Genomic DNA, 22,959 nt, shown 5'->3' with positions numbered 1-22,959 from the left:
GGTGGGACGGCGCCAGGATAGGCGCCGCCGCGGGTCCCGAAAGGCCGCGCCCGGACCGGAAGCGGACGAAAAAGGACAGGCCGTCAGTGCGGCCGGAAGACCCGCAGGCGATGCCCGTCGGGATCCAGCGCCACGAAGGTCCGGCCGAAATCCATGTCGGTCGGCGCCTGGAGGATCGGCACGCCGTTCTTCGCCCAGGCCGCGTGGGTGGCCTCCAGGGTGGCGTCGTCCGCCACCGTGACGGCGATCTCGCTCCCCCCGCCCGCTGCCCCTGCAGCCGGGATGACGGCGTGACGGGACCACAGGCCGAGTTTCAGGCCGTTGTCGAATGCGAACAGCACGAAGCCGGCTCCCGCCTCGATCGGAGGGGCGCCGAGCACGGCCGCGTAGAAGCGGCCGCTCGCCTCGGGGTCGTCGACGTAGAGGATGGTGTAGGTCGGCTGGAGCATTGTCGGGGTTTCCGTCTGGTGCGACGCCCCCGGCAGTAGGCGAGCCCGCTGACAGATTCCGGCAGCAGCCGTCAGCACGGGCGGGGCTTCTTGGACGCGACGCTCTGCGCCGCCCGCCAGTCCCGCAGCAGGGCCGGGCGGCCGCGGGGGTAGCGCTCTCTCGTGAGCGTCAACGCCTCCATGCGGTCGGTGCGGAAATGGCGGAAATCGTCCCGGATCTCGCACCAGGCGACGACGACCCGCACGCGCTCGAAGAAGCCGAGGGCGAAGGGCCAGATCACCCGCTCCGATCCCGCCCCGCCGGCGTCGCGGTAGCGGATCGTCACCTTGTGCTGCGCCCGGATGGCGCCGCGCAGGGCCGCGAGGTCGATGCACTCCGGCACCGCCTCCGCCGGACCGACGATCAGCGTCGAGGTATCGAGCCGCTCGCGCAGCGCCTGTGGCAGGACGGCGGCGATCTTCGCGAGCGCGTCGCCCGCCGCCGCCGCCAGGGGATCGTCGCCCCGCGCCGCCACCCAGCGCATGCCGAGGACCAGCGCCTCGATCTCCTCCTCGCGGAACATCAGCGGCGGCAGGGTGAAGCCAGGGCGCAGGACGTAGCCGAGTCCCGGCTCGCCCTCGATCGCCGCGCCCTGCGCCTGGAGGCTGGCGATGTCCCGGTACAGGGTGCGCAGGCTGACGCCCGTCTCCTGCGCGAGGTGCCGGCCGCTGACCGGGCCGCGGTGGCGGCGCAGGACCTGCATGAGGTCGAGCAGGCGTTCGGCACGGGACATGGCGTCGGGCTCGCGGCGGGTCGGACGCCGGGTCGTCGCAGACGGGGTGCGCGAACGGAAGCCCCGCGCGTCAGCGCACGGCGACCACCGCCACGCCGGCCCCGATCATCGTTCCGCCGGCGACCCGGTTCGCCCGCCGGACCGCGATGCGGGTGCGGAGCATGCGCCGCAGCCGGCCGGCCAGGAGGACATGGCCGCCGATCACCAACGCCTCGACCGCGACGATCATCGCCGCGAGGAGTCCGACCTGGGACGGCGTGAGCGCGGCGCCGACGACGCTCGGCAGCAGGGCGAGGTAGAACAGGGGCATCTTCGGGTTGCCCAGGTTGAGGGCGAGGCCGGTCAGGACGCTCGCCGCGAGGCCCGGCCGCCTGCCGCCCGTGCGCTCCGCCGGCAGCACCGGCTCGGCGGTCCAGAGCCGGATCCCGGTCCAGACCAGGTAGGCGGCCCCGGCGTAGCGCAGGACCGTCATCGCCGTTCCCATCTCGCGGGCCACGACAGCGAGCCCGGTGGCGGCCAGCACCAGGAAGGCCAGGATGCCCGCCACCATGCCGAGCCCGTAGGCGATGCCGGCGGCGGGCCCGTGCGACAGGGTGCGGGCGACGATGGTCATGTTGTCGGGCCCGGGGCTCGCGGCGAAGACCAGGAAGGCGGCCGCGAAGGCGAGGAGGGTCGTCGGGTCCATCGTGTGCACCTGTCGGTCGGTGGGCAAGACGGCCCATCACCGACGACCCATCAAGAACCGGGCCAGGGCGGGCGCCGGATCGGCACCGCGCCGCGGCCAGGCGCGCGGGCCGGGCGCCGCGCCGCAGGCCCAGCAGCAGGACGAGGGCGGTTGCGGCCGCGGCGGCGCCCGCCAGCGACACCGCCGGGAAGCCGAGCCCCGCATCGATCACCGCGCCGCCGAGCGCCGCCCCGATCGCGTTGCCGAGGTTGAAGGCGCCGATATTCATCGCCGAGGCGAGGTTCGGGGCCGCCGCCGCCGCACCCACCACCCGCATCTGGAGCGGCGGGACGAGGGTGAAGCTCGCGACCCCCCACAGGAAGACCAGCGGCACGCTGGCCCAGTCCGAGCGCATGCCGGCCGCGAACAGCACCAGCAGCACGACGAGGCCCGTGAGCGACCCGAAGAGCGTCGCGTCCGGCGCGCGGTCCGCGAGGCGGCCGCCGAGCCAGTTGCGGAGGGCGAGGCCGAGCCCGTAGACGACCAGCATCGCCGTGACGAAGCCGGAGCCCGCGGCGCGGCCCGAGAGCAAGTTGCCGAGAGTGAACAGGCCCATCAAGGCCGATCGGCAGCGCCCGGCGCGGCGTGCGGGCGGCGCCTGCGTGTGTCGGTTGGAGACGGGAAGAGAAGTCCCTTCTGCCCGGTCGCGCGGGATCGTCCAGGATAGAGACCCACAGGAAATCCCCTCTCCCCGCAGGCGGAAGGGCTGTCAGGGGAAAATCCCTTTCGAAATCGAGCGCGGGATCCCCTCTCCCGTGTGGGAGAGGGGTAGGGGCGATCGGAGATCGCGCGGGGTGCTACGGTTCCTCAGAATAATGAACCGTCCCGTTGCCTGCTGCCTGCTGCCAGCACGACGCTTCGAGCTTGATACTGAAGCGTGTCACCCTCACCCCCGGCCCCTCTCCCACACGGGAGAGGGGAGGCAGGCCAGTCTTTTCCCCGGACAGTCCTGCGCCCGCGGGGAGAGGGGAAAGCCGTGCCTTTTTCTGTCTCCGCATGCGGGAAAAGGGAAACCCGCACTCGGTGGGGCCTCGACGCGGATCAGGACGGCGCGCGACAGGCGCTCACGGAGACCGAGCCCGCATGCCGCGCATCAATGCTCCCCGACCTCGCCCAGATGCGCCAGCAGCGCCTCGGCGACCTTCTCGGGCGCTTCGCGGGTCGGGAAGTGGCCGACGCCCTCCAACTCGATCTGGCGGTAGGTGCCGGTGAAGAACTGCTTCTGGCCCTCGAACGAGGCCGGCAGGAGGCAGGTGTCGGCGGCCCCGTGGATCACCAGGGTCGGCACGTCGATGCTGCGGGCCGCCTCGGCCGCCTGCCGCAATTCCGCGAAGCGCGGGTCGGGCGCGTCGGCGCCCCAGCGCGAGCGGTAGAAGTTGAGGGTGATTGCGGCCCAGTCCGGGTTCTGCAGCGAGGGCGCGGTCTTCGAGAAGGTCTCGTCGGTGAACCACGGGCCGGGCGGGCTCCAGGCCACCCATTGCTCGCGGGCGAAGGCCAGCGGGTTCTCGCGCACGAAGGCGGCGCCCGGCTCGGTGTTCATGAACCACTGGTACCAGAACGCCCGCACCTGCGGCAGCGGCGGCACGCCGAGGCGGCCGGGCGCCCACGGCACCGAGAGGGCGGCGATCGAGGTGACGCGCTGCGGCCGGGCCGCGGCCAGCATGTAGGCGACCCGCGCGCCCCAATCGTGCCCGATCACCGGCAGGCGCGAGAAGCCGAGGGCGTCCATGAAGGCCAGGATGTCGGTGGCGAGCGCCGCCGTCTCGCCGGTGCGCGGCGTGTTCGCGTCGAGGAACTTCGTCGGCCCACAACCGCGCCAGTAGGGCACGATAGTGCGCCAGCCGGCGGCGTTGAGGAGCGGCACCACGCGATCGAAGGTGCGCGGATCGTCCGGCCAGCCGTGCAGCAGCAGGACCGGCTGGCCCATGTCGGGCCCCGAGGCCTCGTAGGTGATCTCGACCTCGCCGGCGGCGACGCTGTTGACGTCCATGGGCGGTACTCCCCGTGCAAAAACGCGAAGGGCGGGGCCCGAAGGCCCCGCCCCTTGCAACCCCTCACCCGTCGAGATGGGTCAGGCGATGATCTTGTCGATGGTGATCGGCAACTCGCGGATCCGCTTGCCGGTGGCGTGGAACACCGCGTTCGCCACCGCGGCGGCCGCGCCGACGATGCCGATCTCGCCCAGCCCCTTGACGCCGAGCGGGCTCACCTTGTCGTCGTGCTCGTCGACGAAGATCACGTCGATGTCGTGGATGTCGGCGTTCACCGGCACGTGATACTCGCCGAGATTGTGGTTCATGATCCGGCCGAGGGTGTGGTCGAGCATCGACTCCTCCTCCAGCGCCGCGCCGATCCCCATCACCACCCCGCCGAGGATCTGGCTGCGGGCGGTCTTGAGGTTGAGGATCTTGCCGGCCGCGATGGCGCTGACCACCCGGGTCACCCGCACCACGCCGAGATCCTCGTCGATCTTCACCTCGGCGAAGACCGCCGAGTGGGTGTAGGCCGAGAAGCGCATGTTTGTGAGCATGCTGGGCTTCACCGTCTCGGTCGCCTCGACCCGATCGACGCCGCCGGCCCGCATCGCCGCGGCGATTCCGACCTTTCGCGCGGGATCGCCCTGAAGCCGGATCTCGCCGCCCGCGAAGGTGACGTGGGCGAAGTCGGCGTTGGCGAGCGGCGAATCCGCCATGCCGCGGGCGTAGCCGAAGAGCTTTTCCGCCACCGTGCGGCAGGCCGCCTGCACCGCCGCGCCCGAGGAGGCCGCGGTCCAGGAGCCGCCGGCGAGCGGCGCCTCGGGGAGCGCGGTGTCGCCGAGCCGCGTGGTGACGTGGTCGAGGTCGAGGCCGAGCGCATCGGCGCCGATCTGGGCCAGGATCGTGTAGGTGCCGGTGCCGAGATCGGCGGTGGAGCAGGCGAGTTCGAGCTTGCCGTCGGGCGTGAGCGTGGCGCTCGCGCTCGACTGCATCATCATGGCCTCCCACACGCCGGTCGCCATGCCCCAGCCGACGAGCTCGCGCCCGTCGCGCATCGAGCGCGGCTCCGCCTGGCGCTTCGACCAGCCGAAGCGTTGCGCGCCCTGCTCGTAGGCGGCACGCAGCGCCTTCGAGGTGAAGTCCTTGCCCTCGCCCTCGTCGCGCTCGGCGTAGTTGCGCAGCCGCAATTCCAGCGGATCGACGCCGGTGGCGTAGGCCAGTTCGTCCATCGCCGATTCGAGGGCGAAGATGCCGGTGACCGCGCCCGGCGCTCGCATGTCGGAGGGGGTGTAGGTGTCGATCTTGGCGAGCTTGTAGTCGAGGGTGACGTTCGGGCAGTGGTAGAGCAGGCCCGACCAGTTGACGACCGCCTCCTGGTAATCCTCGAAGGTCGAGGTGCCGGCCACCGCATCGTGGGTGACCGCCTGGAGCCGGCCGTCCTTGTCGGCGCCCAGCGCCACGGTCTGGTAGGTCTCGGGCCGGTAACCGAAGGTGAACATCTGGTCGCGGGTCAGCACCACCCGGACCGAGCGCTCGAGGTCGAGGGCGGCCGAGACCGCGAGGTAGAGCTGGTATTGCGGCCGCAGGCCCGAGCCGAACCCACCGCCGACGTAAGGCGTGATCACCCGCACGTCATCGGGCTTCAGGTTGAACACGCTGCAGACGTAACCCTGGGTGTTGTTCACGCCCTGGATCTTGTCGTGGATCGTGAGCTTGCCCTTGCCCTCGTACACCACCGTCGAGGCGTGCGGCTCCATCGGGTTGTGGTGCTCGATCGCCTGCTTGTATTCCTGGCGCAGCTGGATCGGGGCCGCGTCGTAGGCGCCGGCCGCATCGCCGCGCGGGTCCGGCGGCGGCTTGATGCCGGAACGCTTCTTGGGCGGCACGTAGGCCGCGTCGCGGTTCTTCGCCAGGTCGGTGTTGGGCACCTCCTCGGCGTAGGTCACCTTGACGAGGCTGGCGCCGTGGCGGGCGAGCTCGAAGCTCTCCGCCACCACCAGCGCCACCGGCTGGCCGCCATAGACGATCTCGGGCCCGTTGAGCGCCCGGAACGGCGAGCCGGGGGGCGCGACCTGATCGCGGTAATTGTAGTCGAGCCAGGCGGTGCGCGGCCGGTTCTCGTGGGTGAACACCTTGATCACGCCGGGCACCGCCTCGGCGGCCGTGGCGTCGATCGCCGTGATGCGGCCCTTGGCGATGGCGCTCGACACGACGACGCCGTGGGCGAGGTCGGGGGCGGTGAACTCCGCGGCGTACTTGGCGGCGCCCGTCACCTTGGCGGGGCCGTCGAGCCGGCTCCGGGCGGTGCCGACGTAGTGGGAGGGGGTGGCCATGGGTTACCTCAGGCGATGCGCTTGTCGGTCTGGGATTGCGGCGTGCCGGCGGCGGCCTGGGACAGGCCCCGCACGATGGCGCGCCGCGCCAGCTCGACCTTGAAGGCGTTGTGGGAATAGGGCCGGGCCTCGGCCAGGATCACGTCCGCGGCCTCGCGGAAGGTCTGTTCGGTCGCCGGCTTGCCCTGGAGGCGGCTCTCGGCCTCCGCGTTGCGCCAGGGCCTGTGGGCGACGCCGCCGAGCGCCAGGCGGGCAGTCCGGATCGTGTCGCCGTCCATCTCGAGGGCGGCGGCCACCGAGACCAGCGCGAAGGCGTAGGAGAGCCGGTCGCGCAGCTTCAGGTAGGTGTAGTGCTTGGAAAAGTCCTCGTCCGGCAGGTCGACCGAGAGCACGATCTCGCCGTGACGCAGGGTGGTGTCGCGCTGCGGCTCGTCGCCGGGCAGGCGGTGGAACTCGCCGAAGGGAATCGCTCTCCGGCCGTTCGGCCCCTCGACCTGCACGGTCGCGTCGAGAGCGGCCAGCGCCACGCACATGTCGGAGGGGTGGGTGGCGATGCAGGTGTCGGAGGCGCCCAGGATCGCGTGGATGCGGTTGACCCCGGTCATCGCCGGGCAGCCGCTGCCGGGCTCCCGCTTGTTGCAGGGCGTACCCTCGTCGTAGAAGTAGTAGCAGCGGGTGCGCTGGAGCAGGTTGCCGCCGGTGGTGGCGGCGTTGCGCAGCTGCGGCGAGGCACCGGCGAGCAGCGCGCTGGCGAGCAGGGGATAGCGCTCGTTGACCAGCGGGTCGTAGGCGACCGTGGCGTTGGGCACCAGCGCGCCGAGGCGCAGGCCGCCGTCGTGCTGGACGATCTCGTCGAGGGGCAGGCGGGTGATGTCGACGATGCGGCCGGGCCGCTCGACGTTATACTTCATCAGGTCGACGAGGTTGGTGCCCCCGGCGATGAAGCGCGCCGCCGGATCGGCGGCCAGCGCCTGCACGGCCTCCTGGACAGTGCCGGCGCGGGTATACTCGAACCGGTTCATTCCGCGGCCTCCTTGAACGACGAGGTCTTGCTCTTCAGGACATCCTCGACCGCGTCGACGATGTTGGAATAGGCGCCGCAGCGGCAGATGTTGCCGCTCATGTGCTCGCGGATCTCCTCGCGGGTGCGGGCCCGGCCCTCCTCGATCAGGGCCACCGCCGACATGATCTGGCCCGGCGTGCAGTAGCCGCACTGGAACGCATCGTGCTCGACGAAGGCGGCCTGGACCGGGTGGAGGGCGCCCGACGACAGGCCCTCGATGGTGGTGACCTCGGCCCCATCCTTCTGCACCGCCAGCGCCAGGCAGGAATTGATCCGCTTGCCGTCGACGATCACCGTGCAGGCGCCGCACTGGCCGTGGTCGCAGCCCTTCTTGGTGCCGGTGAGGTCGAGTTCCTCGCGCAGGAGGTCGAGGAGCGTGGTCCAGGGCGCGACCTGGAGCTGGCGCTCCTGCCCGTTGACCGTGAGGGTGATCGGGATCGTGCCCGTTCGGGCGGAGGAGCCGCTGTCGCTCAGCATGGGCGTGACCGTCTCTCGAAACACGGGGAGCCCGGTGCCGGTACACGCCGAGACGGCGCGCAACTCCGCCCGGGCTGGCGTACCCGATAACCGTTCCAGGGTGCGGGCGTTCCGCAAGGTCGAACGCAGGGGGTTAGGTGGGGCAGGCGGGCGTCGCACGAGCCTCGGCGGGAGCGCGCATGCGCGCTCCGCCGGCCATGCGCCGGAAGCCGCGTCCCACGGCTTCTGGCCGCCCTCCGGCTGGGCTAGTGATGACGCCGTGACGATCGGGCCCGCGGGGCCCTGATACAGACCGGAGACACCGCATGGCCGCGCTTGACCGGATCCTCGACGACATCGACCGCGACCTCGACAATTCCCTGGAGCGGCTGTTCGCCTTCCTGCGCATCCCGTCGATCTCGACCGATCCGGCCTACGCGGCGGAGTGCCGGACGGCCGCCGAGTGGCTGAAGGGCGATCTCGCCGCCATGGGCTTCGAGGTCTCGCTGCGCGAGACCGGCGGTCACCCGGTGGTGCTCGCGCATTACGCCAAGCCCGGCGCGCCGCACGTCCTGTTCTACGGCCATTACGACGTGCAGCCGGTCGATCCCCTGGAGGAGTGGGAGACGCCGCCCTTCGAGCCGCGGATGGCGACCCTGGCGGACGGCCGCAAGGTGATCAGCGCGCGCGGCGCCTGCGACGACAAGGGCCAGGTGATGACCTTCGTCGAGGCCTGCCGGGCCTTCAAGGCGATCGACGGCGAGCTGCCGGTCGGCGTCACCCTGCTGATCGAGGGCGCGGAGGAGGACGGCTCGAAGTTCCTGCCCGAATGGGTCGCGCAGAACCGCGACGAACTGAAGGCCGACGTGGCGCTCGTCTGCGACACCGGGATGTGGGACCGCGACACCCCGGCCATCACCTCGTCGCTCCGCGGGCTGGCCTATTTCGAGGTCACGGTGACCTGCGCCGACCGCGACCTGCATTCGGGCCTGTTCGGGGGCGCGGCCGCCAACCCGATCCGGGTGCTCTCGCGCATCATCGCCGACCTGCACGACGACCAGGGCCGGGTGACCGTGCCGGGCTTCTACGACGGCGTGCACGACACGCCGGACGACGTGCTGGAACAGTGGCGCGGCCTCGACCTCACCCCCGAGAACTTCCTCGGCACCGTCGGCCTGAAGACGCCGGCCGGCGAGCGCGACCGGATGCTGATCGAGCAGATCCAGTCCCGCCCGACCTGCGACGCCAACGGCATCATCGGCGGCTATACCGGCGAGGGCACCAAGACGGTGATCGCCGCGAAGGCGAGCGCCAAGATCTCGTTCCGCCTCGTCGGCGACCAGGACCCGGAGGCGCTCGACCGCAACTTCCGCGCCTTCGTCGCGGCCCGCATCCCGGCCGATTGCTCGGTCGAGGTGATCACCCACAAGGGCTCGCGGGCGCTGGCGCTCCCCCACGGCATGCCGGCCCTGGAGGCCGCCAAGGGCGCGCTCGCCGCGGAATGGGGCCGGCCCCCGGTGACCATCGGCTCGGGCGGCTCGATCCCGATCGTCGGCGACTTCAAGCGCACGCTGGGCCTCGACACGCTGCTCGTCGGCTTCGGCCTCGACGACGACCGGGTGCACTCGCCGAACGAGAAGTACGACCTGCAGAGCTTCCACAAGGGCACGCGCTCCTGGGCGCGGATCCTGACGGCTTTGGCGAAGTAGGACGGCGTGGGTTCCGCCGCCGGAACGACCGGCGGTGGACGGCCCGAGGCGCATCGTCGACCGGGAGGGACCCCGAGGTGCAGCAGAAGGTCATCGGCCTGATCGGCGGGATGAGCTGGGAGAGCTCGGCCGAGTACTATCGCATCGTCAACGAGACGGTGCGGGCCCGCCTCGGGGGCTTGCGCTCGGCGCGCTGCCTGATGTGGTCGTTCGACTTCGGCGAGATCGAAGCCCTGCAGCATGCCGGCCGCTGGGACGAGGCGACCGCTGCCCTGATCGACGCCGCCCGGCGGCTGGAGCGGGGCGGGGCCGACATCGTGCTGATCTGCACCAACACCATGCACCGCATGGCCGACGAGGTGCAGGCGGCGATCGGCCTGCCCTTGCTGCACATCGCCGACCCGACGGCGGAGCGCCTCCGCGCCGCCGGCCTGTCCCGGGTGGGCCTGCTCGGCACCGCCTTCACCATGGAGCAGGACTTCTACAAGGGCCGCCTCGCGGCGCGCCACGGCCTCGACGTGCTGGTGCCCGAGGCCGAGGACCGGGCGCAGGTGCACCGGGTGATCTACGAGGAACTGGTCCAGGGAAGGGCGCTGCCGGCCTCGCGCGAGGCCTACCGGGCGGTCATCGCCCGGCTGGCCGCGCGGGGCGCGCAGGCGATCATCCTCGGCTGCACCGAGATCATGCTGCTGGTGCGGCCGGAGGACAGCCCGGTGCCGTTGTTCGACACGACGGCGCTCCACGCCGAGGCGGCGGTGGATTGGGCGCTGGCGGGCGGGTCATCAGGCGTCTAATCGCCGTTCACCAATCGCCGGCTCAGCGCGTTGTGCCGCTCCGCCAGCAGCCCCGTCTCCAGCGTCAGCAACCGCCCGTCCCGCACCACGATCCGCCCGTTGATCACGCTCAGCGCCACCGCGGGCGGCGCGCAGAACACCGAAGCCGCGACCGGATCGTGCAGGGCGCCGGCAGTGGAGAGCCCCTGCAGGTCGAAGGCGACGCAATCGGCGGCCATGCCGGGGGCGAGCGCCCCGATATCGTCGCGCCCGAGCACCTTGGCCCCGCCGAGCGTCGCGATCTCGAGGGCCTGCCGGGCGGTCATCGCGGCCGGGCCGTGGCCGACCCGGGCGAGCAGTATCGCCTGGCGTGCCTCGCCGAGCAGGTGGCCGGCATCGTTGGAGGCCGAGCCGTCGACGCCGAGGCCGACGGGCACGCCCTCGCAGCGCATCCGCGGCACCGGGGCGATGCCGGAGGCGAGCCGCATGTTCGAGCACGGGCAATGCGCCACCCCGGTGCCGGTGCGGGCAAACAGCCGGATCCCGTCCTCGTCGAGCTTGACGCAGTGGGCGTGCCAGACGTCCGGCCCGACCCAGCCGAGATCGGCGGCGTAGTCGGCCGGCGTCTTCCCGAAGCGTTCGCGGCTATACGCGACGTCGTCCTGGTTCTCGGCGAGATGGGTGTGGAGCGACACCCCGTGGGAGCGGGCGAGAGCCGCCGAATCCCGCATCAGGCCCTCGCTGACCGAGAACGGCGAGCACGGCGCCACTACGATGCGGCGCATCGCGAGAGGGGCGGGGTCGTGCCAGGTCTCGATCAACCGGCGGGTGTCGGCGAGGATCGCGGCCTCGTCCTCGACGAGCGCATCGGGCGGCAGGCCGCCGGCGCTCTCGCCGAGGCTCATCGCCCCGCGGGCGGCGTGGAAGCGCAGGCCGATCTCATCCGCCGCTTCGATGCTGTCGTCGAGGCGGCAGCCGTTGGGATAGAGGTAGAGGTGGTCGCTCGACGTGGTGCAGCCCGACAGCATCAATTCGGCCATCGCGACCTGCGTCGACACCCGCACCATCTCGGGGGTGAGCCGGGCCCAGATCGGGTAGAGCGCCTTCAGCCAGCCGAACAGGTCGGCGTCCTGCGCCGCCGGCACGGCGCGGGTGAGCGACTGGAACATGTGGTGATGGGTGTTGACGAGGCCCGGCATCAGGACGTGGCCGGGTAGGTCGATCACCGCGTCGGCGCCCTCGGGCCGCGCCTCCGGGCCGCCGACCGCGACGATCCGGTTGTCCTCGATCAGCACGAACCCGTCGGCGATCTCGCGCCGGTCGGCGTCCATGGTGACGACGCGCGCGGCGTTGCGCAGGAGAAGCGTGGCCATGCGGGGGCTCCGGCGGGAAGGGGTCATGCTCGGGCCCGGCCGCGGCCCGGTCAAGCCGTGCTTGACCGCAGGGCAGGGCTCGGGCACCCCGGAGGCATTCCGAGGAAATCGCCCGAGACGGAGGCCCCGCCATGTCGCCCGAGACGCCGCGCCTGACCACCCACGTGCTCGACACCGCCCATGGCCGCCCGGCCGCGGGCGTCGCGGTCGGGCTCTGGCGCCTCGCCGAGGGCAGCCGGGAGGAGGTCGCTCGCACGATCACCAACGCGGACGGGCGCTGCGACGCGCCGCTTCTGGCCGGCCCAGCCCTGCAGCCGGGAATCTACGAGCTGGTCTTCGCGGTCGGTGCGTATTTCGCGGGTGCCGGCGATGCCGGGGCCAGCGACTTCCTGGACGACGTGCCGGTGCGCTTCGTGGTCCGGCCGGGCCTCGACCACTACCACGTGCCCCTGCTGATCGCGCCCTATTCCTACAGCACCTACCGGGGCAGCTGAGCCCCCGGGCGCGGCTCTCCGGCGGTCAGAGCATGCCCGCCTTCTGCCAGCCGCGGCGGCGCTCCATGAGGCCGTGCTCGCGGTAATGCAGCAGCGGGTTCACGCCGGCCCGCGCCACGTCCGGGTTGGCCGACAGGTAGCCGCTGGTGCTGAACTCGGCGGAGGGGTCCCGCCCCTCGCGCCAGCCGAAATACAGGTAATGCTCGAACGGGTCGCAGCCCTCGGCCGCCACGTCCGGGTTCTTGCGGAGGTAATAGGCCGGGTCGAACCCCCCGATGAGAGCGGGCGGGCTGGCCTTGCGGCTCCAGTTGACGATGCGCGACAACATCGGACGTTTCGGGCTCCCACGGGAGGGCCGAGCGACGCCGGTATTCGATGACCTAGCGTTCCGCCGGATTCCCGAACCACAGCAAACCTGAATCGCAGGCTCCGTGCAAGTGGCCGGATCACCGGCTTGCGATCGCGGCGGCCCCCCTTTTCGGAGGAGGATTATTTTTGCGTTTGCGAGATCGGAACGGGTCCGCCGGCCGGTCGCGCGGCGGCTCGGCCCCGGCTCCGCATTGCACCGCCGGACGGGGGGCTGGTGCCGGCGGGGCGGACCGGGCAGGAAGAGGACGGATGCAGACGACAGGATCAGCCATGCCGCGATACTTCTTCAATACGCAGATCGGCGAGGACGTCATCACCGATCTGAACGGCGAGGAGCTGCGTGATCCCGATCATGCCTGGGAGGCGTCGCGCGCGATCATCCACGCGATGGTGCAGGACCCGAAGATGGCGCAATCCGGCAACCAGGACCGGCTGCTTGCCGCCATCCTGGTGGTGACCGACGAGGCCGGCGAGGTGGTGCTGGAATTCCCCTTCGCGGAGGCGCTGGCCGCCGACGCCCCCTCGGCCGATGCACCCTTGGCCGACGCCCCGAACCTCCATTGAGCCCGGGGCCTTCGGCCCTGACCGGCATGCCGCTGTCGCCTGTCCCGGCAAGGTCGAGTGTCAGCTCTTGCCGGCGGGAATCGACGCTCCGGCGTGACAAATCGCGGCCGCGCCCCATATGTCCAAGTGGCGCCCGGGGGCGAGCCGCACCCGGCGGCCCGTTCGGCCCGGCCGCCCCCCGGGGCCGCGGTTCGCCCGCGCCCCGCATGAGGGATGACGTCATGGCGACCCAAGACAGCACTGCGCGCGGACAGGCCGAGACCCGCGCGGCTCGGGCCCAGATGCAGGCCGAGATGGCAGCGCAGGCCTGGGCCGACCTTGCCAGCGCCGAACGCAACCGCGACGACAACACCGCCCGCCTGAAGGCCCTGCGTCTCGCCCGCGAGGCGGAGGCCGAGGCCGTCGTCGCCGCCAAGCCCGCCCCGAAGCCGCGGGCGAAGCAGGCCACCGTCCGGGCCCGCGCGGCGACCTGATTCTTCGAAAATCCTGCGCCCGGCGGCGCGAACGACCCCGAACGCAGCAAAGCCCGGGATCGTCCCCTCCACTCTGGACGGGACGATCCCGGGCTTTTGCATGTGAGCGCGAACAGAGAAGTCGGCGCGAAGACAGAGGCGGGGCGTCCGGCGGGGACGCGCGCCGTGCGGGCGGCGGGCGCGGAGCCCGCCGCCCCACTGCCTACTCGAGGCTGAGCGCCACGAACCGCACCTCGCCGTCCTTGTTGGCGACGAGGAGCAGCGCCGACTTGCGGCCGTCCTTCTTGATCTGGTCGATGCGCCGGGTGACGTCGGTGGGCGAGGTCACCGCCTCCTGACCGACCTCGACGATCACGTCGCCGGGCTGGATGCGCTTGTCGGCGGCGTTGGAGTTCGGATCGACCCGGGTGACCAGCACGCCCTTGACGCTGTCCTTGACGCCGAAGCGCTTGCGTCCCTCGTCGGACAGGCCCGTGAGGTTCAGGCCGAGCGCCTGACGGGTGACGTCGGCCTCGGGCTGCGGCTTGCTGAGGGCGGCCTGCTGCTGCGGCTTGTCGCCATCCTCCAGGCGGCCGAGCGTGACCTGCTTGGTCTGCTCCTGGCCCTTGCGGATCGTGGTCACGTCCACGACCTTGCCGACCGGGGTCGAGGCGACGATGCGGGGCAGGTCGCTCGAGCTCTTGACGTCGACGCCGTTGAACTTGGTGATCACGTCGCCGACCTCGAGGCCGGCGGTGCGGGCCGGGCCCTTGTCGTCGACGCCGGCGATCAGCGCGCCGCGGCCGCCGCCCTTGAGGCCGAGGGCTTCCGCGGTGGTGTCGTCGACGTTCTGGATCCGCACGCCGAGCCAGCCGCGGCGCACCTCGCCGAACTGCCGCAACTGGTCGATCACCGGGCCGGCGGTGGCGGTGGGGACGGCAAAGCCGATGCCGACCGAGCCGCCGGTCGGCGACAGGATCGCGGTGTTGATGCCGATCACCTCGCCGTTCATGTTGAACAGCGGACCGCCCGAGTTGCCCTTGTTGATGGCCGCGTCGGTCTGGATGTAATTGTCGTAGGGGCCCGACTCGATGTTGCGGCCGCGTGCCGAGACGATGCCGGCCGAGACCGAGCCGCCCAGGCCGAACGGGTTGCCGATCGCGATCACCCAGTCGCCCGGCCGCATCTTCTCGGAATCGCCGAGCGGGACGGACTTCAGCGGCCGGTCGGGATCGGGCTTCACCCGCAGCACCGCGAGGTCGATCTTCGAATCCTTGCCGATGATCTCGGCCTTCAGCTTGCGGCCGTCGTGCAGGATCACCTGGATGTCGTTGGCGTCGCCGATGACGTGGTTGTTGGTGACGACGATGCCGGACGAGTCGATGATGAAGCCCGAGCCGAGCGAGTTCGAGCGGCGCGGCGCCCGCGGCTGGCTCTCGGCCCCGCCGCCGCCGCCCTGGCCGCGGCGGTTGAAGAACTCCTCGAACAGGTCCTCGAACGGGGTGCCCTGGGGCAGCTGCGGCAGGGTGCGGCCGCGCGCCTCCACGGTGGTCGAGGCCGAGATGTTGACCACCGCATCCGTCACCTGGTCGGCGAGGTCGGCCAGCGATTCCGGCCCCTTGGCCAGGGCGACGCCGGGCAGCGACGCGGTGCCGACGGAGAGCGCCAGGAGCGCACCGGCGAGGGCGGGCAGGCGCCGTCTCGCGAAGGCGGAGTTACGGCGCGAGGAAGCGGCCATCTTGGGAACCTCGTTGGGCAATAGGCGTCAAGGATGTCACGGCACGGGCCGGCGCGGGGGCGCGTCGGCCCCGCCCGCGCGGCCCGGGCAGCCCCGGCGCGGGGCCGGGAGCGTGCCTTAAGATCGTCTCCCGGCGGAACGGTTCAAGTCCCGCGACAACTCAGCCGAAGAGCAGGCGCACCACGCCGACCACGACGACGCCCGCCACCGCCGAGACGAGGCCGACGAGGCGCATCCGCTCCATCGGGGATTGCGAGGCTTCCTGCATCGCCCGGCGCATCGCCCCCGGGAAGGCGGCGCAGAGCAGGCCCTCGATGGCGAGCGCGAGGCCGAGCGCCGCGGCGAGGTCCTTCACGGTTGCCCCAAGGCGCGTCGCGCCCCTTCCGTTTCCCCCTGCGGTCGCATCTTCGTGTCGTCTCCGCCGCCCGGCCGGCCCGTATCGCCGCCGTCACACGCAAATGCGCCCCGCCGAGGCGGGGCGCTGGATGTCGTCACAGGTCGAGCCGGTCCCGCACGGGGTTCCGGCCGATCACTGGCCGGCTTGTGCCGGGGCTTGAGCCGGGGCTTGGGCCGCGGCGGGCCGGGCCCGGCCCTGCGGGTCGTTGAAGTAGCGGAAGAACTCCGAGCCGGGGCTGATCACCAGTCGCGTGTCGGGCCCGGTCAGGCCCTTCTCGTAGGCCTGCATCGAGCGATAGAAGGCGAAGAAGTCCGGATCCTGGCCGAAGGCCTCGGCGAGGATGCGGTTGCGGTCCGCCTCGCCCTGGCCGCGGAGCTGGTCCGCCTTCTGGTTGGCCTCGGCGAGCAGAACCGTCACGTCGCGGTCGGCCCGCGCCTTGATGGTCGCCGCCACCTGGGCGCCGTTGGCGCGCAGATCCGCCGCCTCGCGCTCGCGCTCGGTGCGCATCCGCTGGTAGACCGCCTGCGAGTTCGCCGCCGGCAGGTCGACGCGGGTCAGGCGCAGGTCGACGATCTCGATACCGAGGTTCTTCGCCTGCCGGTTCACCTCTTCCTGGATGCGGTTCATCAGTGCCTCGCGCTGGGTGCGCACGATGGCGTCCCGCGAGGCGCTGGCGAGCACGTTGCGCATCGCCGCGTTGGTGAAGCTGCCCAGGCGCTGGTTGGCGACCTGGATGTTGTTCACCGCCTGGTAGAAGCGCAGCGGATCGATGATCTTGTAGCGGGCGAAGGCGTCGACCTCGAGGTTCTGGCGGTCGGCCGACAGCACGGTCTGCACCGGCAGGTCGAGGTCGAGCAGCCGCTTCTCGAACATCGTGACGCTTTCGAGGAACGGAACCTTGAAGTACAGGCCCGGCTTGTCGGTGCCGGCCTGGTTCAGCACGGTGCGCACCCGTCCGAACTGCAGCACCAGGGCCTGCTGGGTCTGCCCGACCGTGAAGGCCGAGGCGTAGATCACCACCAGGACGAGGGCGCCGAGGACGACGAGGCCGGTGCGGAGGGCGTTGCCGTTCATCGGGCGCTCCCCTGGGCCGAGATGCCGGGACGGGTAGTGAATTCCTGCAGCGGCAGGACCGGCACCACGCCGGCGGCGGCAGCGCCGGCGCCCGCCGTGGCGCCCTGGTCGATGATCACCTTGTTCACGCCGCCCAGAACCTTCTCCATCGTGTCGAGGAACATGCGCTCGCGGGAGACCGCGGGCGCGAGCTTGTAGGATTCGTAGACCTCGCGGAAGCGCTGCGCCTGGCCGGTCGCCTCGGCGGTGGCCTGGGACTTGAACGCTTCGGCCTGCTGCACCGCCTGCGCGGCGCGGCCGCGGGCCTCGGGCACCATCCGGCTGGCATAGGTCTCGGCCTCGTTGCGGGCGCGGGCCGCGTCCTGCTGGGCCGCGTTCACGTCGACGAAGGCCTGGCGCACCTCGACGGGCGGGCTCACGCCCTGGAGCTGGACCACGTTGATCAGCACGCCGGCGCCGTAGGAATCGAGCGCCTTCTGGATGATCTGCTGCACCTCCTGCGCCACGCTCGACTGCTCGGTGGTCAGGATCGCCTGGATCTGGCGACGGCCCACCACCTCGCGCATCGCGCTCTCGGCCACCGACTTGATGGTGCCCTCGGGGTTCTGGAGGTTGAACACGAAGTCCTCGGCCTTGGCCGGGTTGACGCGCCACTGCACGTCGAAGTCGATGTCGACGATGTTGTCGTCGCCCGTCAGCATCAGGCTCTCCTCGGGCACGTCCCGGGAGCGCTGGGCGCCGACGCCCGAGCGGTAGCCGACCTGGATGCTGCGCGACTCGCCGACATTCGGCTTGACCACGGCGCCGATCGGGTAGGGGAAGTTGTAGCGCAGGCCCTCGCCGGACTGGCCGGTGTAGCGGCCGAACACCGTGTTGATGCCGACCTGGTTGGGCAGCACCGTGTACCAGCCGGTCATCAGCCAGAGCGCCAGCACGACCAGCACCGCCAGGGCCGCGCCCTTGGCGCCGACCGAGCCGCCGCCGGGTATCAGGTTGCGCAGGCGGTCCTGGCTGCGGCGCAGTAGGTCCTCGAGGTCCGGCGGCTGGTTGCCGCCGCCCGATCCCCCGCCGCCCCACGGGCCGCCGCCGCCACCGCCGCCCGAGCCGCCGCCCCAGGGGCCGCCGCCATTGCCGCCGCGGTTGCCCCAGGGACCACCCCCGTTGCCGCCGCCGCCGCTACCGCCGCTCTGATTGCTCCAAGGCATGCTCGCCCACGTCCTTTCCCGGCCGGCACGCCCCGCGCTGTCTCTCGCGTCCCGCACGGCACTCGCATCACTCTGGTACTCGCTCCCTTGCGATATCGGACGAGCCCCACGCGAAAGCAACCTCCGGCCCCGCTCCAATTCTCAAGGTTTGTGCGCCGCCGCGGGAGTACCATCGCCGCACCCGCGGAATTGAGATGGCCGGATCGTCTCAGACGTGCCGTTCCAACGTCGCGAACCGGAAGGCGTGCTCGTCCTCCGGGCCGGCCGGGTGGGCCTCGGACGCGACCTCGCGGAAGTCGCCGGGGATCTCGGGGAAGCGCGCGTCGCCGTTCGGCGCCGTATCGACCTCGGTGAGCTGGATGCGCCCGGCCCGCGGCAGGGCCAGCGCGTAGATCTCGCCGCCGCCCGCCACCATCACCTCCTCGACCGGCCCGGCGAGCCGCAGGGCGTCGTCGAGGCTCGCCGCCCGCTCCACGCCGGGCGCCGTCCAGGCGGGGTCGCGGGTCATCACGATCACCCGCCGCCCCGGCAGCGGCCGGCCGATCGAGTCCCAGGTCTTGCGGCCCATCACCACCGGCTTGCCCATGGTCAGGGCGCGGAAGCGGCGGAGGTCGCTGCGCAGGCGCCAGATCAGCGTGTTGTCGCGGCCGATGACGCCGTTCCGGGCGACCGCGACGATCAGGGTGACGAGGGGAGGGGACATCCTAGACGGCCACCGGTGCCTTGATCGCCGGGTGCGGGTCGTAGCCCTCGATGGCGATGTCGTCGTAGCGGTAATCGAACAGCGAGCGCACCGACGGGTCGAGGCGCAGGCGCGGCAGTGGGCGGATCTCGCGGGAGAGCTGCTCGCGGGCCTGCGCGACGTGGTTGGAATAGAGGTGCGCATCGCCCAGCGTGTGGACGAAGTCGCCGGGGGTGAGGTCGAGCACCTGCGCCATCATGTGGGTGAGGAGCGCGTAGGACGCGATGTTGAACGGCACGCCGAGAAACACGTCGGCCGAGCGCTGGTAGAGCTGGAGCGAGAGCCGGCCGTCGGCGACGTAGAACTGGAACAGGCAGTGGCAGGGCGCGAGCGCCATCCGGTCGAGGTCGGCCGGGTTCCAGGCCGAGACGACGAGGCGGCGCGAATCCGGGTTGCGGCGGATCTCGTCGAGCACCCAGGCGATCTGGTCGACGCTGCCGCCGTCCGGCTTGGCCCAGGAGCGCCACTGCCGGCCGTAGACCGGGCCGAGGTCGCCGTGCTCGTCGGCCCACTCGTCCCAGATCGTCACCCCGTTCGCCTGCAGGTAGGCGACGTTGGTGTCGCCGGCGAGGAACCACAGGAGCTCGTGGATGATCGACTTCAGGTGCAGCCGCTTCGTCGTCACGAGGGGAAACCCCTCGGCGAGGTCGAACCGCATCTGGTGCCCGAACACCGAGAGCGTGCCGGTGCCGGTGCGGTCCTGCTTCTCGACGCCGTCGTCGAGGATGCGCTGGAGGAGGGCGTGGTAGGGGCGCATGGCGGGCTTCCGCGTGGAGAGAGGATTCGGGGCGCCGCGCGGCGCTCGAGAAACCCCTCTGTGTCGATGCGTCGGTGGAGGAACGGTTCCCGGCCCGGCCGCGTGATGGAGCAGGATAGCGCGTCGCCGGCCCGGGCGTGAGACGCGCGGCGGCGGATTCAGCCGGTGCTCCACACCCGCGCCAGCACCACGGCGCCGTTGCTGAGCGCGTGGAGCGCGATGCAGGGCCACAGGCTGCCGGTCCACAGCCGCATCGCGCCGAGCGCCAGCCCGAGGGGCAGGACCGAGACCGGCTGGAGCAGGCCGCGCTCGGCGTGGCAGAGCCCGAAGACCAGGGCGCCGACCGCGACCGTGGCGACCGGCGGCAGGAGGGCGCGCAGGCGCGAGAAGAGGTCGCCGCGAAACAGCATCTCTTCGGCGAGCGGCGCCAGCACCACCAGCCACAGCGTCCAGGCCAGGAAGACCTCGCCGGTGAGGAACGGCGACAGGCGCCAGGCCCGGACCGGCACAGCCCCCGACAGGAGCAGGAGGCCCGCCGTCCAGGCGACCTGGAGCGGCGGCCAGAGAATCAGCAGGAGCACCGCGCGCCGGGGCAGCGCCGGCCGGGCGAAGCCGATCCTCCCCGGGGAGAACCGGGCGGCGGCCAGCACGAGGAGCGCCAGGGCGGCCGGCGGCAGCACCGTGAGGGCGAGCGCCGCCCGCTCGGCCCCGGTGAGGGACGGGAACGGCAGCAGGCCGGGCGGCGGGGACGGCAGGCGCCGGGCGAGGGCGAGCGCGCCGAGAACGAGGCCGAACGCGGCGAGCTGGAGTAGCAGCGCCCGCAGGATCGCCGCCGCGACGGCCCAGGCCCGGCGGGGTCCGCCGCCGGGGTTCGGGGGAGCATTTCCGGGCGCCGGAGCCACGCTTTGCGAAACGGACGCAGAATGGTGCGGGGCGGGCTTCAAAAGCGGCACGGAACCCCCTATATTCGCCTTGCCGGTCGCGAGGCCGGCTATGGCGATAAACGTTCTTCGGAATAAACCTATCGGACCCGGGGGCGGTACCCGGCGCCTCCACCCAAGCCCGGAACGGCCCGTTCGGTTCGGGCTTCGGCGGGGGCGAAATAGGATCGACGAGGGCGTAAAGGTTGAGCTTTCGCTCGGCATGGTTCCGCCGTTATCGGGCCAATGCAATAGTTGCCAACGACAACTTTGCTCCGGTGGCGGTGGCCGCGTAAGCGGTCCCCAATACCAAACGAAGTCCTACCGGGTAGCACCGAATAGGCGGGGTTCGGAGGCACCTGGCAACAGAAGCCTCCACTTCGAATTCTCTTCCCGCGAGCGATGCGGCGCCAGGCAACGGTTGATGGCAGACGATCTGATTCGCTACGATCTCCTGGTGCAGGATGCCCTGCGCAACGTCGTGCGCAAGGTTCTGGGCGATGCGGCGCGCGACGGCTTGGCCGGCGAGCACCATTTCTACGTCTCGTTCCGGACCGACTATCCCGGCGTGCGAGTCTCGCAGCGCCTGCGGGAAAAGTACCCGCAGGACATGACGATCGTCCTCCAGCACCAGTTCTGGGACCTGGGCGTCACCGAGCACACCTTCGAGGTCGGGCTCTCGTTCTCGGGCGTGCCGGAGCGGCTGCTGGTGCCGTTCGAGGCGGTGACCGGCTTCTTCGATCCGTCGGTGCAGTTCGGCCTCAAGTTCGAGCTGAACGATGGTACCGCGACCGCCGAGGATGCGGCACCCACCCCTGCTCCCTCGCCCCTGAGGGCGATCCGCGGCGCCGGCTCGGAGCCGAGCGAGTCCCTGCCGAAGGTCCCGGCGCTCGGCAGCAACGTGCCGAAGATCCTGCCGGCCGCCAAGATCGACCTCAAAGCCGAGGCCAAGGCCAAGGACGGCGCGGGCAACGACGAGACGGATGGCGGCGAGGCCAAGCCCGACGAGGCCGCCGAGCGGACCGACGCCCCTCAGGAGGGGGCCTCCGTCGTTAGCCTGGACGCGTTCCGCAAGAAGAGCTGAGCCGAACGGCCGGGCGACGTTCCAGCCCCCCGCTCGCTCCCTTCGCCTTACATCAAAGCCGTTCGGAGGCCGTCTTCATCGGCCTCCGAACGGCTTTGTGCATTGGCCCGCCTCCGGTGCGCCTCACCCCCGCGCCGTCACCCGCATCCGCAGGCCGTCCTGCGGCCGGAGCGTCACCCGGTGCAGCGGCACCACCGGCCCGGCCTCCGGCGCCCGGTCGAGGCGCACGGCGTGCAGGACGTGGGCGAGCACCAGGGTCGCCTCCATCACCGAGAAGCTCGCGCCGATGCAGACCCGCGGGCCGGCCCCGAACGGCAGGTAGGCGTATCGGTCGATCCGGGCACGGTTCTCCGGCAGGAAGCGCTCGGGGATGAAGGCGTCGGGCTCGTCCCACAGCCGGCGGTGGCGGTGGAGCACGTAGGGGGCGACCGTCACCAGCGAGCCGCGCGGGATCTTGATCCGGCCGATCCGGTCCTCGGCCAGCGCCTGCCGGCTCATGAACGGCACCGGCGGAAACAGGCGCATCGCCTCCTCCAGCGCGGCCTTGGTGCGGGGCAGGGCGTCCAGGCCCGGGGCCGGGTTTTCGGCGAAGGCCGCGTCGATCTCGGCCTCGACCGCCTCGCGCGCCGTCTCGTCCTGCGACAGGCAGTAGAGCGTCCAGGTCAGGGCGTTGGCGGTGGTCTCGTGACCGGCGCCGATGAAGGTGACGATGTTGGCCCGCACCTCGAGGTCGGAGAGGCCGCGGCCGGTCTCGGGATCCTGCGCCTGGAGAAGGAGCGTCAGGAGGTCGTGCGGCGCCTCCTCGCCGGAGGCGACGAGGGCGCGACGGCGCTCGATCAGCTCGTCCACCACCTCGGCGAAGAAGCGCAAGGCCGGCCGCGCCTTGAGCCGGCCGATCCGCGGCAGCCAGTCGGGCATGCCGAACACGTCGAGCGGGTCGATCGGCCCGAGCGCCTCGAAGTAGCGGGTGATGGCACGCCCGAGCGCGTCGGGCTCGCGGGCGAGGCCGTGGGTGAAGATCGTGCGTTCCAGGACGTCGAGGGTGACCCGGGTCATCTCGAGGCCCGCATCGACGCTCTGGCCGTCCCGGCGCTTGAGCCGGCGGGCGAGGCGGGCGGCGGCCTCCGCCATCGGCGCCTCGAAGCGGGCGACGTGGCGGGGCGAGAAGATCGGCGCGAGGGTGCGCCGCTGCAGGCGCCACTCGTCGCCCTCCGCGGTCAGCAGCCCGTTGCCGAGGCCCGGCGCCAGCACCCGGCGCTGCAGGTCGTCCTTGCGGTAGTTGGCGGCGTTGTCGACCATCACGTGGCGGATCGCCGAGGGCTCGCTCACCACCGTGACCCGGCCGAGCGCCCCCTCGCCGGTGACGATCGGCTTCTCGAAGTGCTCCTCGTACCAGGTGGTCAGCGGGTTGGCGCGCGCCGCGCGCAGGAAGCTGAACAGCCCCATCGGCTCGGTCCGCGGGCGGGGCACGGCGGGACGGAAGGGGGCGGCCGCGGCCGCCGCGGGGGAGGTCATCCGGACTCCTTGGGCGTGG

Annotated in this window: 23 protein-coding genes and 1 other RNA gene; 7 read left to right on the top strand and 17 right to left on the bottom strand. The window is 71.7% G+C overall.

Annotated elements, in window-relative coordinates:
* Window positions 1-83: 83 nt before the first annotated feature.
* The 7 genes from BMX97_RS05085 to BMX97_RS05050 form a co-directional block, all read right to left on the bottom strand.
* Window positions 84-449: a VOC family protein gene (locus BMX97_RS05085; RefSeq protein WP_091746176.1), complete on the bottom strand. Its 366-nt coding sequence runs from the start codon at window positions 447-449 to the stop codon at window positions 84-86.
* A gap of 71 nt (window positions 450-520) precedes the next feature.
* The gene (locus tag BMX97_RS05080; protein WP_091746174.1) at window positions 521-1,222 is read right to left on the bottom strand and encodes a helix-turn-helix transcriptional regulator; all 702 of its coding nucleotides are present in this window, start codon (window positions 1,220-1,222) and stop codon (window positions 521-523) included.
* A gap of 70 nt (window positions 1,223-1,292) precedes the next feature.
* Window positions 1,293-1,907, bottom strand: coding sequence for a LysE family translocator (locus BMX97_RS05075; RefSeq protein WP_091746172.1), 615 nt, complete (start codon window positions 1,905-1,907; stop codon window positions 1,293-1,295).
* 1,132 nt (window positions 1,908-3,039) lie between these two features.
* A complete protein-coding gene (locus BMX97_RS05065) occupies window positions 3,040-3,936 on the bottom strand; it encodes an alpha/beta fold hydrolase (protein WP_091746170.1) in 897 nt (298 codons plus the stop codon).
* A gap of 81 nt (window positions 3,937-4,017) precedes the next feature.
* Entirely contained in the window at window positions 4,018-6,255 is a 2,238-nt protein-coding gene (locus BMX97_RS05060) for a xanthine dehydrogenase family protein molybdopterin-binding subunit (RefSeq protein WP_091746168.1), read from the bottom strand.
* An 8-nt stretch (window positions 6,256-6,263) separates the two neighbouring features.
* Complete coding sequence (locus BMX97_RS05055) at window positions 6,264-7,277, bottom strand: FAD binding domain-containing protein (protein ID WP_091746165.1); 1,014 nt, start codon at window positions 7,275-7,277, stop codon at window positions 6,264-6,266.
* The gene (locus BMX97_RS05050) at window positions 7,274-7,795 is read right to left on the bottom strand and encodes a (2Fe-2S)-binding protein (RefSeq protein ID WP_048426467.1); all 522 of its coding nucleotides are present in this window, start codon (window positions 7,793-7,795) and stop codon (window positions 7,274-7,276) included. Before BMX97_RS05050 ends, BMX97_RS05055 begins: the two co-directional genes overlap by 4 nt.
* A 305-nt stretch (window positions 7,796-8,100) precedes the next feature.
* Here BMX97_RS05050 and BMX97_RS05045 point away from each other — a divergent pair, with 305 nt between their 5' ends.
* Together BMX97_RS05045 and BMX97_RS05040 are read left to right on the top strand one after the other, a co-directional pair.
* Window positions 8,101-9,483 (top strand): M20/M25/M40 family metallo-hydrolase, encoded by a 1,383-nt coding sequence (locus BMX97_RS05045; RefSeq protein ID WP_091746163.1) that lies wholly within the window; start codon window positions 8,101-8,103, stop codon window positions 9,481-9,483.
* Between the two features lie 110 nt (window positions 9,484-9,593).
* Window positions 9,594-10,277, top strand: coding sequence for an aspartate/glutamate racemase family protein (locus BMX97_RS05040; RefSeq protein WP_091746992.1), 684 nt, complete (start codon window positions 9,594-9,596; stop codon window positions 10,275-10,277).
* Here BMX97_RS05040 and BMX97_RS05035 read toward each other — a convergent pair.
* Entirely contained in the window at window positions 10,274-11,629 is a 1,356-nt protein-coding gene (locus BMX97_RS05035) for an 8-oxoguanine deaminase (RefSeq protein WP_091746160.1), read from the bottom strand. The genes BMX97_RS05040 and BMX97_RS05035 overlap by 4 nt on opposite strands.
* A 131-nt stretch (window positions 11,630-11,760) precedes the next feature.
* Here BMX97_RS05035 and uraH point away from each other — a divergent pair, with 131 nt between their 5' ends.
* Window positions 11,761-12,123: a hydroxyisourate hydrolase gene (gene uraH / locus BMX97_RS05030; protein ID WP_091746157.1), complete on the top strand. Its 363-nt coding sequence runs from the start codon at window positions 11,761-11,763 to the stop codon at window positions 12,121-12,123.
* 25 nt (window positions 12,124-12,148) lie between these two features.
* Here the strand turns inward: uraH and BMX97_RS05025 are convergent, their stop codons facing one another.
* On the bottom strand, window positions 12,149-12,451 hold the full coding sequence (locus BMX97_RS05025) for a hypothetical protein (protein WP_177202126.1): 303 nt from the start codon (window positions 12,449-12,451) through the stop codon (window positions 12,149-12,151).
* A 311-nt stretch (window positions 12,452-12,762) separates the two neighbouring features.
* On the opposite strand from BMX97_RS05025, the gene BMX97_RS05020 reads away from it, so the two are divergent.
* The gene (locus BMX97_RS05020) at window positions 12,763-13,056 is read left to right on the top strand and encodes a DUF6894 family protein (RefSeq protein WP_091746154.1); all 294 of its coding nucleotides are present in this window, start codon (window positions 12,763-12,765) and stop codon (window positions 13,054-13,056) included.
* A 221-nt stretch (window positions 13,057-13,277) separates the two neighbouring features.
* On the top strand, window positions 13,278-13,529 hold the full coding sequence (locus tag BMX97_RS05015; RefSeq protein ID WP_091746151.1) for a hypothetical protein: 252 nt from the start codon (window positions 13,278-13,280) through the stop codon (window positions 13,527-13,529).
* A 202-nt stretch (window positions 13,530-13,731) separates the two neighbouring features.
* Here BMX97_RS05015 and BMX97_RS05010 read toward each other — a convergent pair whose 3' ends face one another.
* The 7 genes from BMX97_RS05010 to BMX97_RS04980 all read right to left on the bottom strand — a co-directional run bounded on the left by BMX97_RS05010 (window position 13,732) and on the right by BMX97_RS04980 (window position 20,323).
* Entirely contained in the window at window positions 13,732-15,246 is a 1,515-nt protein-coding gene (locus tag BMX97_RS05010) for a Do family serine endopeptidase (protein ID WP_091746148.1), read from the bottom strand.
* 160 nt (window positions 15,247-15,406) lie between these two features.
* The gene (locus BMX97_RS05005) at window positions 15,407-15,601 is read right to left on the bottom strand and encodes a DUF2065 family protein (protein ID WP_060850669.1); all 195 of its coding nucleotides are present in this window, start codon (window positions 15,599-15,601) and stop codon (window positions 15,407-15,409) included.
* A 174-nt stretch (window positions 15,602-15,775) separates the two neighbouring features.
* Window positions 15,776-16,717: a protease modulator HflC gene (locus tag BMX97_RS05000; RefSeq protein WP_091746145.1), complete on the bottom strand. Its 942-nt coding sequence runs from the start codon at window positions 16,715-16,717 to the stop codon at window positions 15,776-15,778.
* Window positions 16,714-17,922 carry an FtsH protease activity modulator HflK gene (hflK, locus tag BMX97_RS04995; RefSeq protein ID WP_091746142.1) on the bottom strand — a complete coding sequence of 403 codons (1,209 nt, stop codon included), beginning with the start codon at window positions 17,920-17,922 and terminating at the stop codon, window positions 16,714-16,716. The genes BMX97_RS05000 and hflK overlap by 4 nt, the downstream gene beginning before the upstream one ends.
* A 208-nt stretch (window positions 17,923-18,130) precedes the next feature.
* Entirely contained in the window at window positions 18,131-18,625 is a 495-nt protein-coding gene (locus BMX97_RS04990; protein WP_091746139.1) for a dihydrofolate reductase, read from the bottom strand.
* Between the two features lies 1 nt (window position 18,626).
* Complete coding sequence (locus BMX97_RS04985) at window positions 18,627-19,421, bottom strand: thymidylate synthase (RefSeq protein WP_060850665.1); 795 nt, start codon at window positions 19,419-19,421, stop codon at window positions 18,627-18,629.
* Between the two features lie 158 nt (window positions 19,422-19,579).
* Window positions 19,580-20,323: a CPBP family intramembrane glutamic endopeptidase gene (locus BMX97_RS04980; RefSeq protein ID WP_091746136.1), complete on the bottom strand. Its 744-nt coding sequence runs from the start codon at window positions 20,321-20,323 to the stop codon at window positions 19,580-19,582.
* Window positions 20,324-20,356: 33 nt separating this feature from the next.
* Between BMX97_RS04980 and ssrA the strand changes: the two genes are divergently transcribed.
* Window positions 20,357-20,721, top strand: a transfer-messenger RNA (tmRNA) gene (gene ssrA, locus BMX97_RS04975).
* Between the two features lie 44 nt (window positions 20,722-20,765).
* Window positions 20,766-21,425 carry an SspB family protein gene (locus BMX97_RS04970; RefSeq protein WP_091746133.1) on the top strand — a complete coding sequence of 220 codons (660 nt, stop codon included), beginning with the start codon at window positions 20,766-20,768 and terminating at the stop codon, window positions 21,423-21,425.
* 123 nt (window positions 21,426-21,548) lie between these two features.
* On the opposite strand, the gene BMX97_RS04965 is transcribed toward BMX97_RS04970, so the two are convergent.
* Window positions 21,549-22,940 (bottom strand): cytochrome P450, encoded by a 1,392-nt coding sequence (locus BMX97_RS04965; protein ID WP_091746131.1) that lies wholly within the window; start codon window positions 22,938-22,940, stop codon window positions 21,549-21,551.
* Window positions 22,941-22,959 lie beyond the last annotated feature (19 nt).

The organism is Methylobacterium sp. ap11, assembly GCF_900110515.1.
Taxonomy (GTDB): domain Bacteria; phylum Pseudomonadota; class Alphaproteobacteria; order Rhizobiales; family Beijerinckiaceae; genus Methylobacterium; species Methylobacterium ajmalii.
This window is presented reverse-complemented; position numbering and strand designations above follow the sequence as displayed.

Coding starts and splice junctions, on each gene's coding strand:
- BMX97_RS04970 (WP_091746133.1), top strand. CDS start 20,766: ATGGCAGACGATCTGATTCGCTACGATCTCCTGGTGCAGGATGCCCTG.
- BMX97_RS05085 (WP_091746176.1), bottom strand. CDS start 449: ATGCTCCAGCCGACCTACACCATCCTCTACGTCGACGACCCCGAGGCG.
- BMX97_RS05060 (WP_091746168.1), bottom strand. CDS start 6,255: ATGGCCACCCCCTCCCACTACGTCGGCACCGCCCGGAGCCGGCTCGAC.
- BMX97_RS05075 (WP_091746172.1), bottom strand. CDS start 1,907: ATGGACCCGACGACCCTCCTCGCCTTCGCGGCCGCCTTCCTGGTCTTC.
- BMX97_RS05055 (WP_091746165.1), bottom strand. CDS start 7,277: ATGAACCGGTTCGAGTATACCCGCGCCGGCACTGTCCAGGAGGCCGTG.
- BMX97_RS05025 (WP_177202126.1), bottom strand. CDS start 12,451: ATGTTGTCGCGCATCGTCAACTGGAGCCGCAAGGCCAGCCCGCCCGCT.
- BMX97_RS05020 (WP_091746154.1), top strand. CDS start 12,763: ATGCCGCGATACTTCTTCAATACGCAGATCGGCGAGGACGTCATCACC.
- BMX97_RS05040 (WP_091746992.1), top strand. CDS start 9,594: ATGAGCTGGGAGAGCTCGGCCGAGTACTATCGCATCGTCAACGAGACG.
- BMX97_RS04965 (WP_091746131.1), bottom strand. CDS start 22,940: ATGACCTCCCCCGCGGCGGCCGCGGCCGCCCCCTTCCGTCCCGCCGTG.
- BMX97_RS05000 (WP_091746145.1), bottom strand. CDS start 16,717: ATGAACGGCAACGCCCTCCGCACCGGCCTCGTCGTCCTCGGCGCCCTC.
- BMX97_RS05050 (WP_048426467.1), bottom strand. CDS start 7,795: ATGCTGAGCGACAGCGGCTCCTCCGCCCGAACGGGCACGATCCCGATC.
- BMX97_RS05045 (WP_091746163.1), top strand. CDS start 8,101: ATGGCCGCGCTTGACCGGATCCTCGACGACATCGACCGCGACCTCGAC.
- BMX97_RS05010 (WP_091746148.1), bottom strand. CDS start 15,246: ATGGCCGCTTCCTCGCGCCGTAACTCCGCCTTCGCGAGACGGCGCCTG.
- BMX97_RS05080 (WP_091746174.1), bottom strand. CDS start 1,222: ATGTCCCGTGCCGAACGCCTGCTCGACCTCATGCAGGTCCTGCGCCGC.
- BMX97_RS05015 (WP_091746151.1), top strand. CDS start 13,278: ATGGCGACCCAAGACAGCACTGCGCGCGGACAGGCCGAGACCCGCGCG.
- BMX97_RS05035 (WP_091746160.1), bottom strand. CDS start 11,629: ATGGCCACGCTTCTCCTGCGCAACGCCGCGCGCGTCGTCACCATGGAC.
- uraH (WP_091746157.1), top strand. CDS start 11,761: ATGTCGCCCGAGACGCCGCGCCTGACCACCCACGTGCTCGACACCGCC.
- BMX97_RS05065 (WP_091746170.1), bottom strand. CDS start 3,936: ATGGACGTCAACAGCGTCGCCGCCGGCGAGGTCGAGATCACCTACGAG.
- hflK (WP_091746142.1), bottom strand. CDS start 17,922: ATGCCTTGGAGCAATCAGAGCGGCGGTAGCGGCGGCGGCGGCAACGGG.
- BMX97_RS04990 (WP_091746139.1), bottom strand. CDS start 18,625: ATGTCCCCTCCCCTCGTCACCCTGATCGTCGCGGTCGCCCGGAACGGC.
- BMX97_RS04985 (WP_060850665.1), bottom strand. CDS start 19,421: ATGCGCCCCTACCACGCCCTCCTCCAGCGCATCCTCGACGACGGCGTC.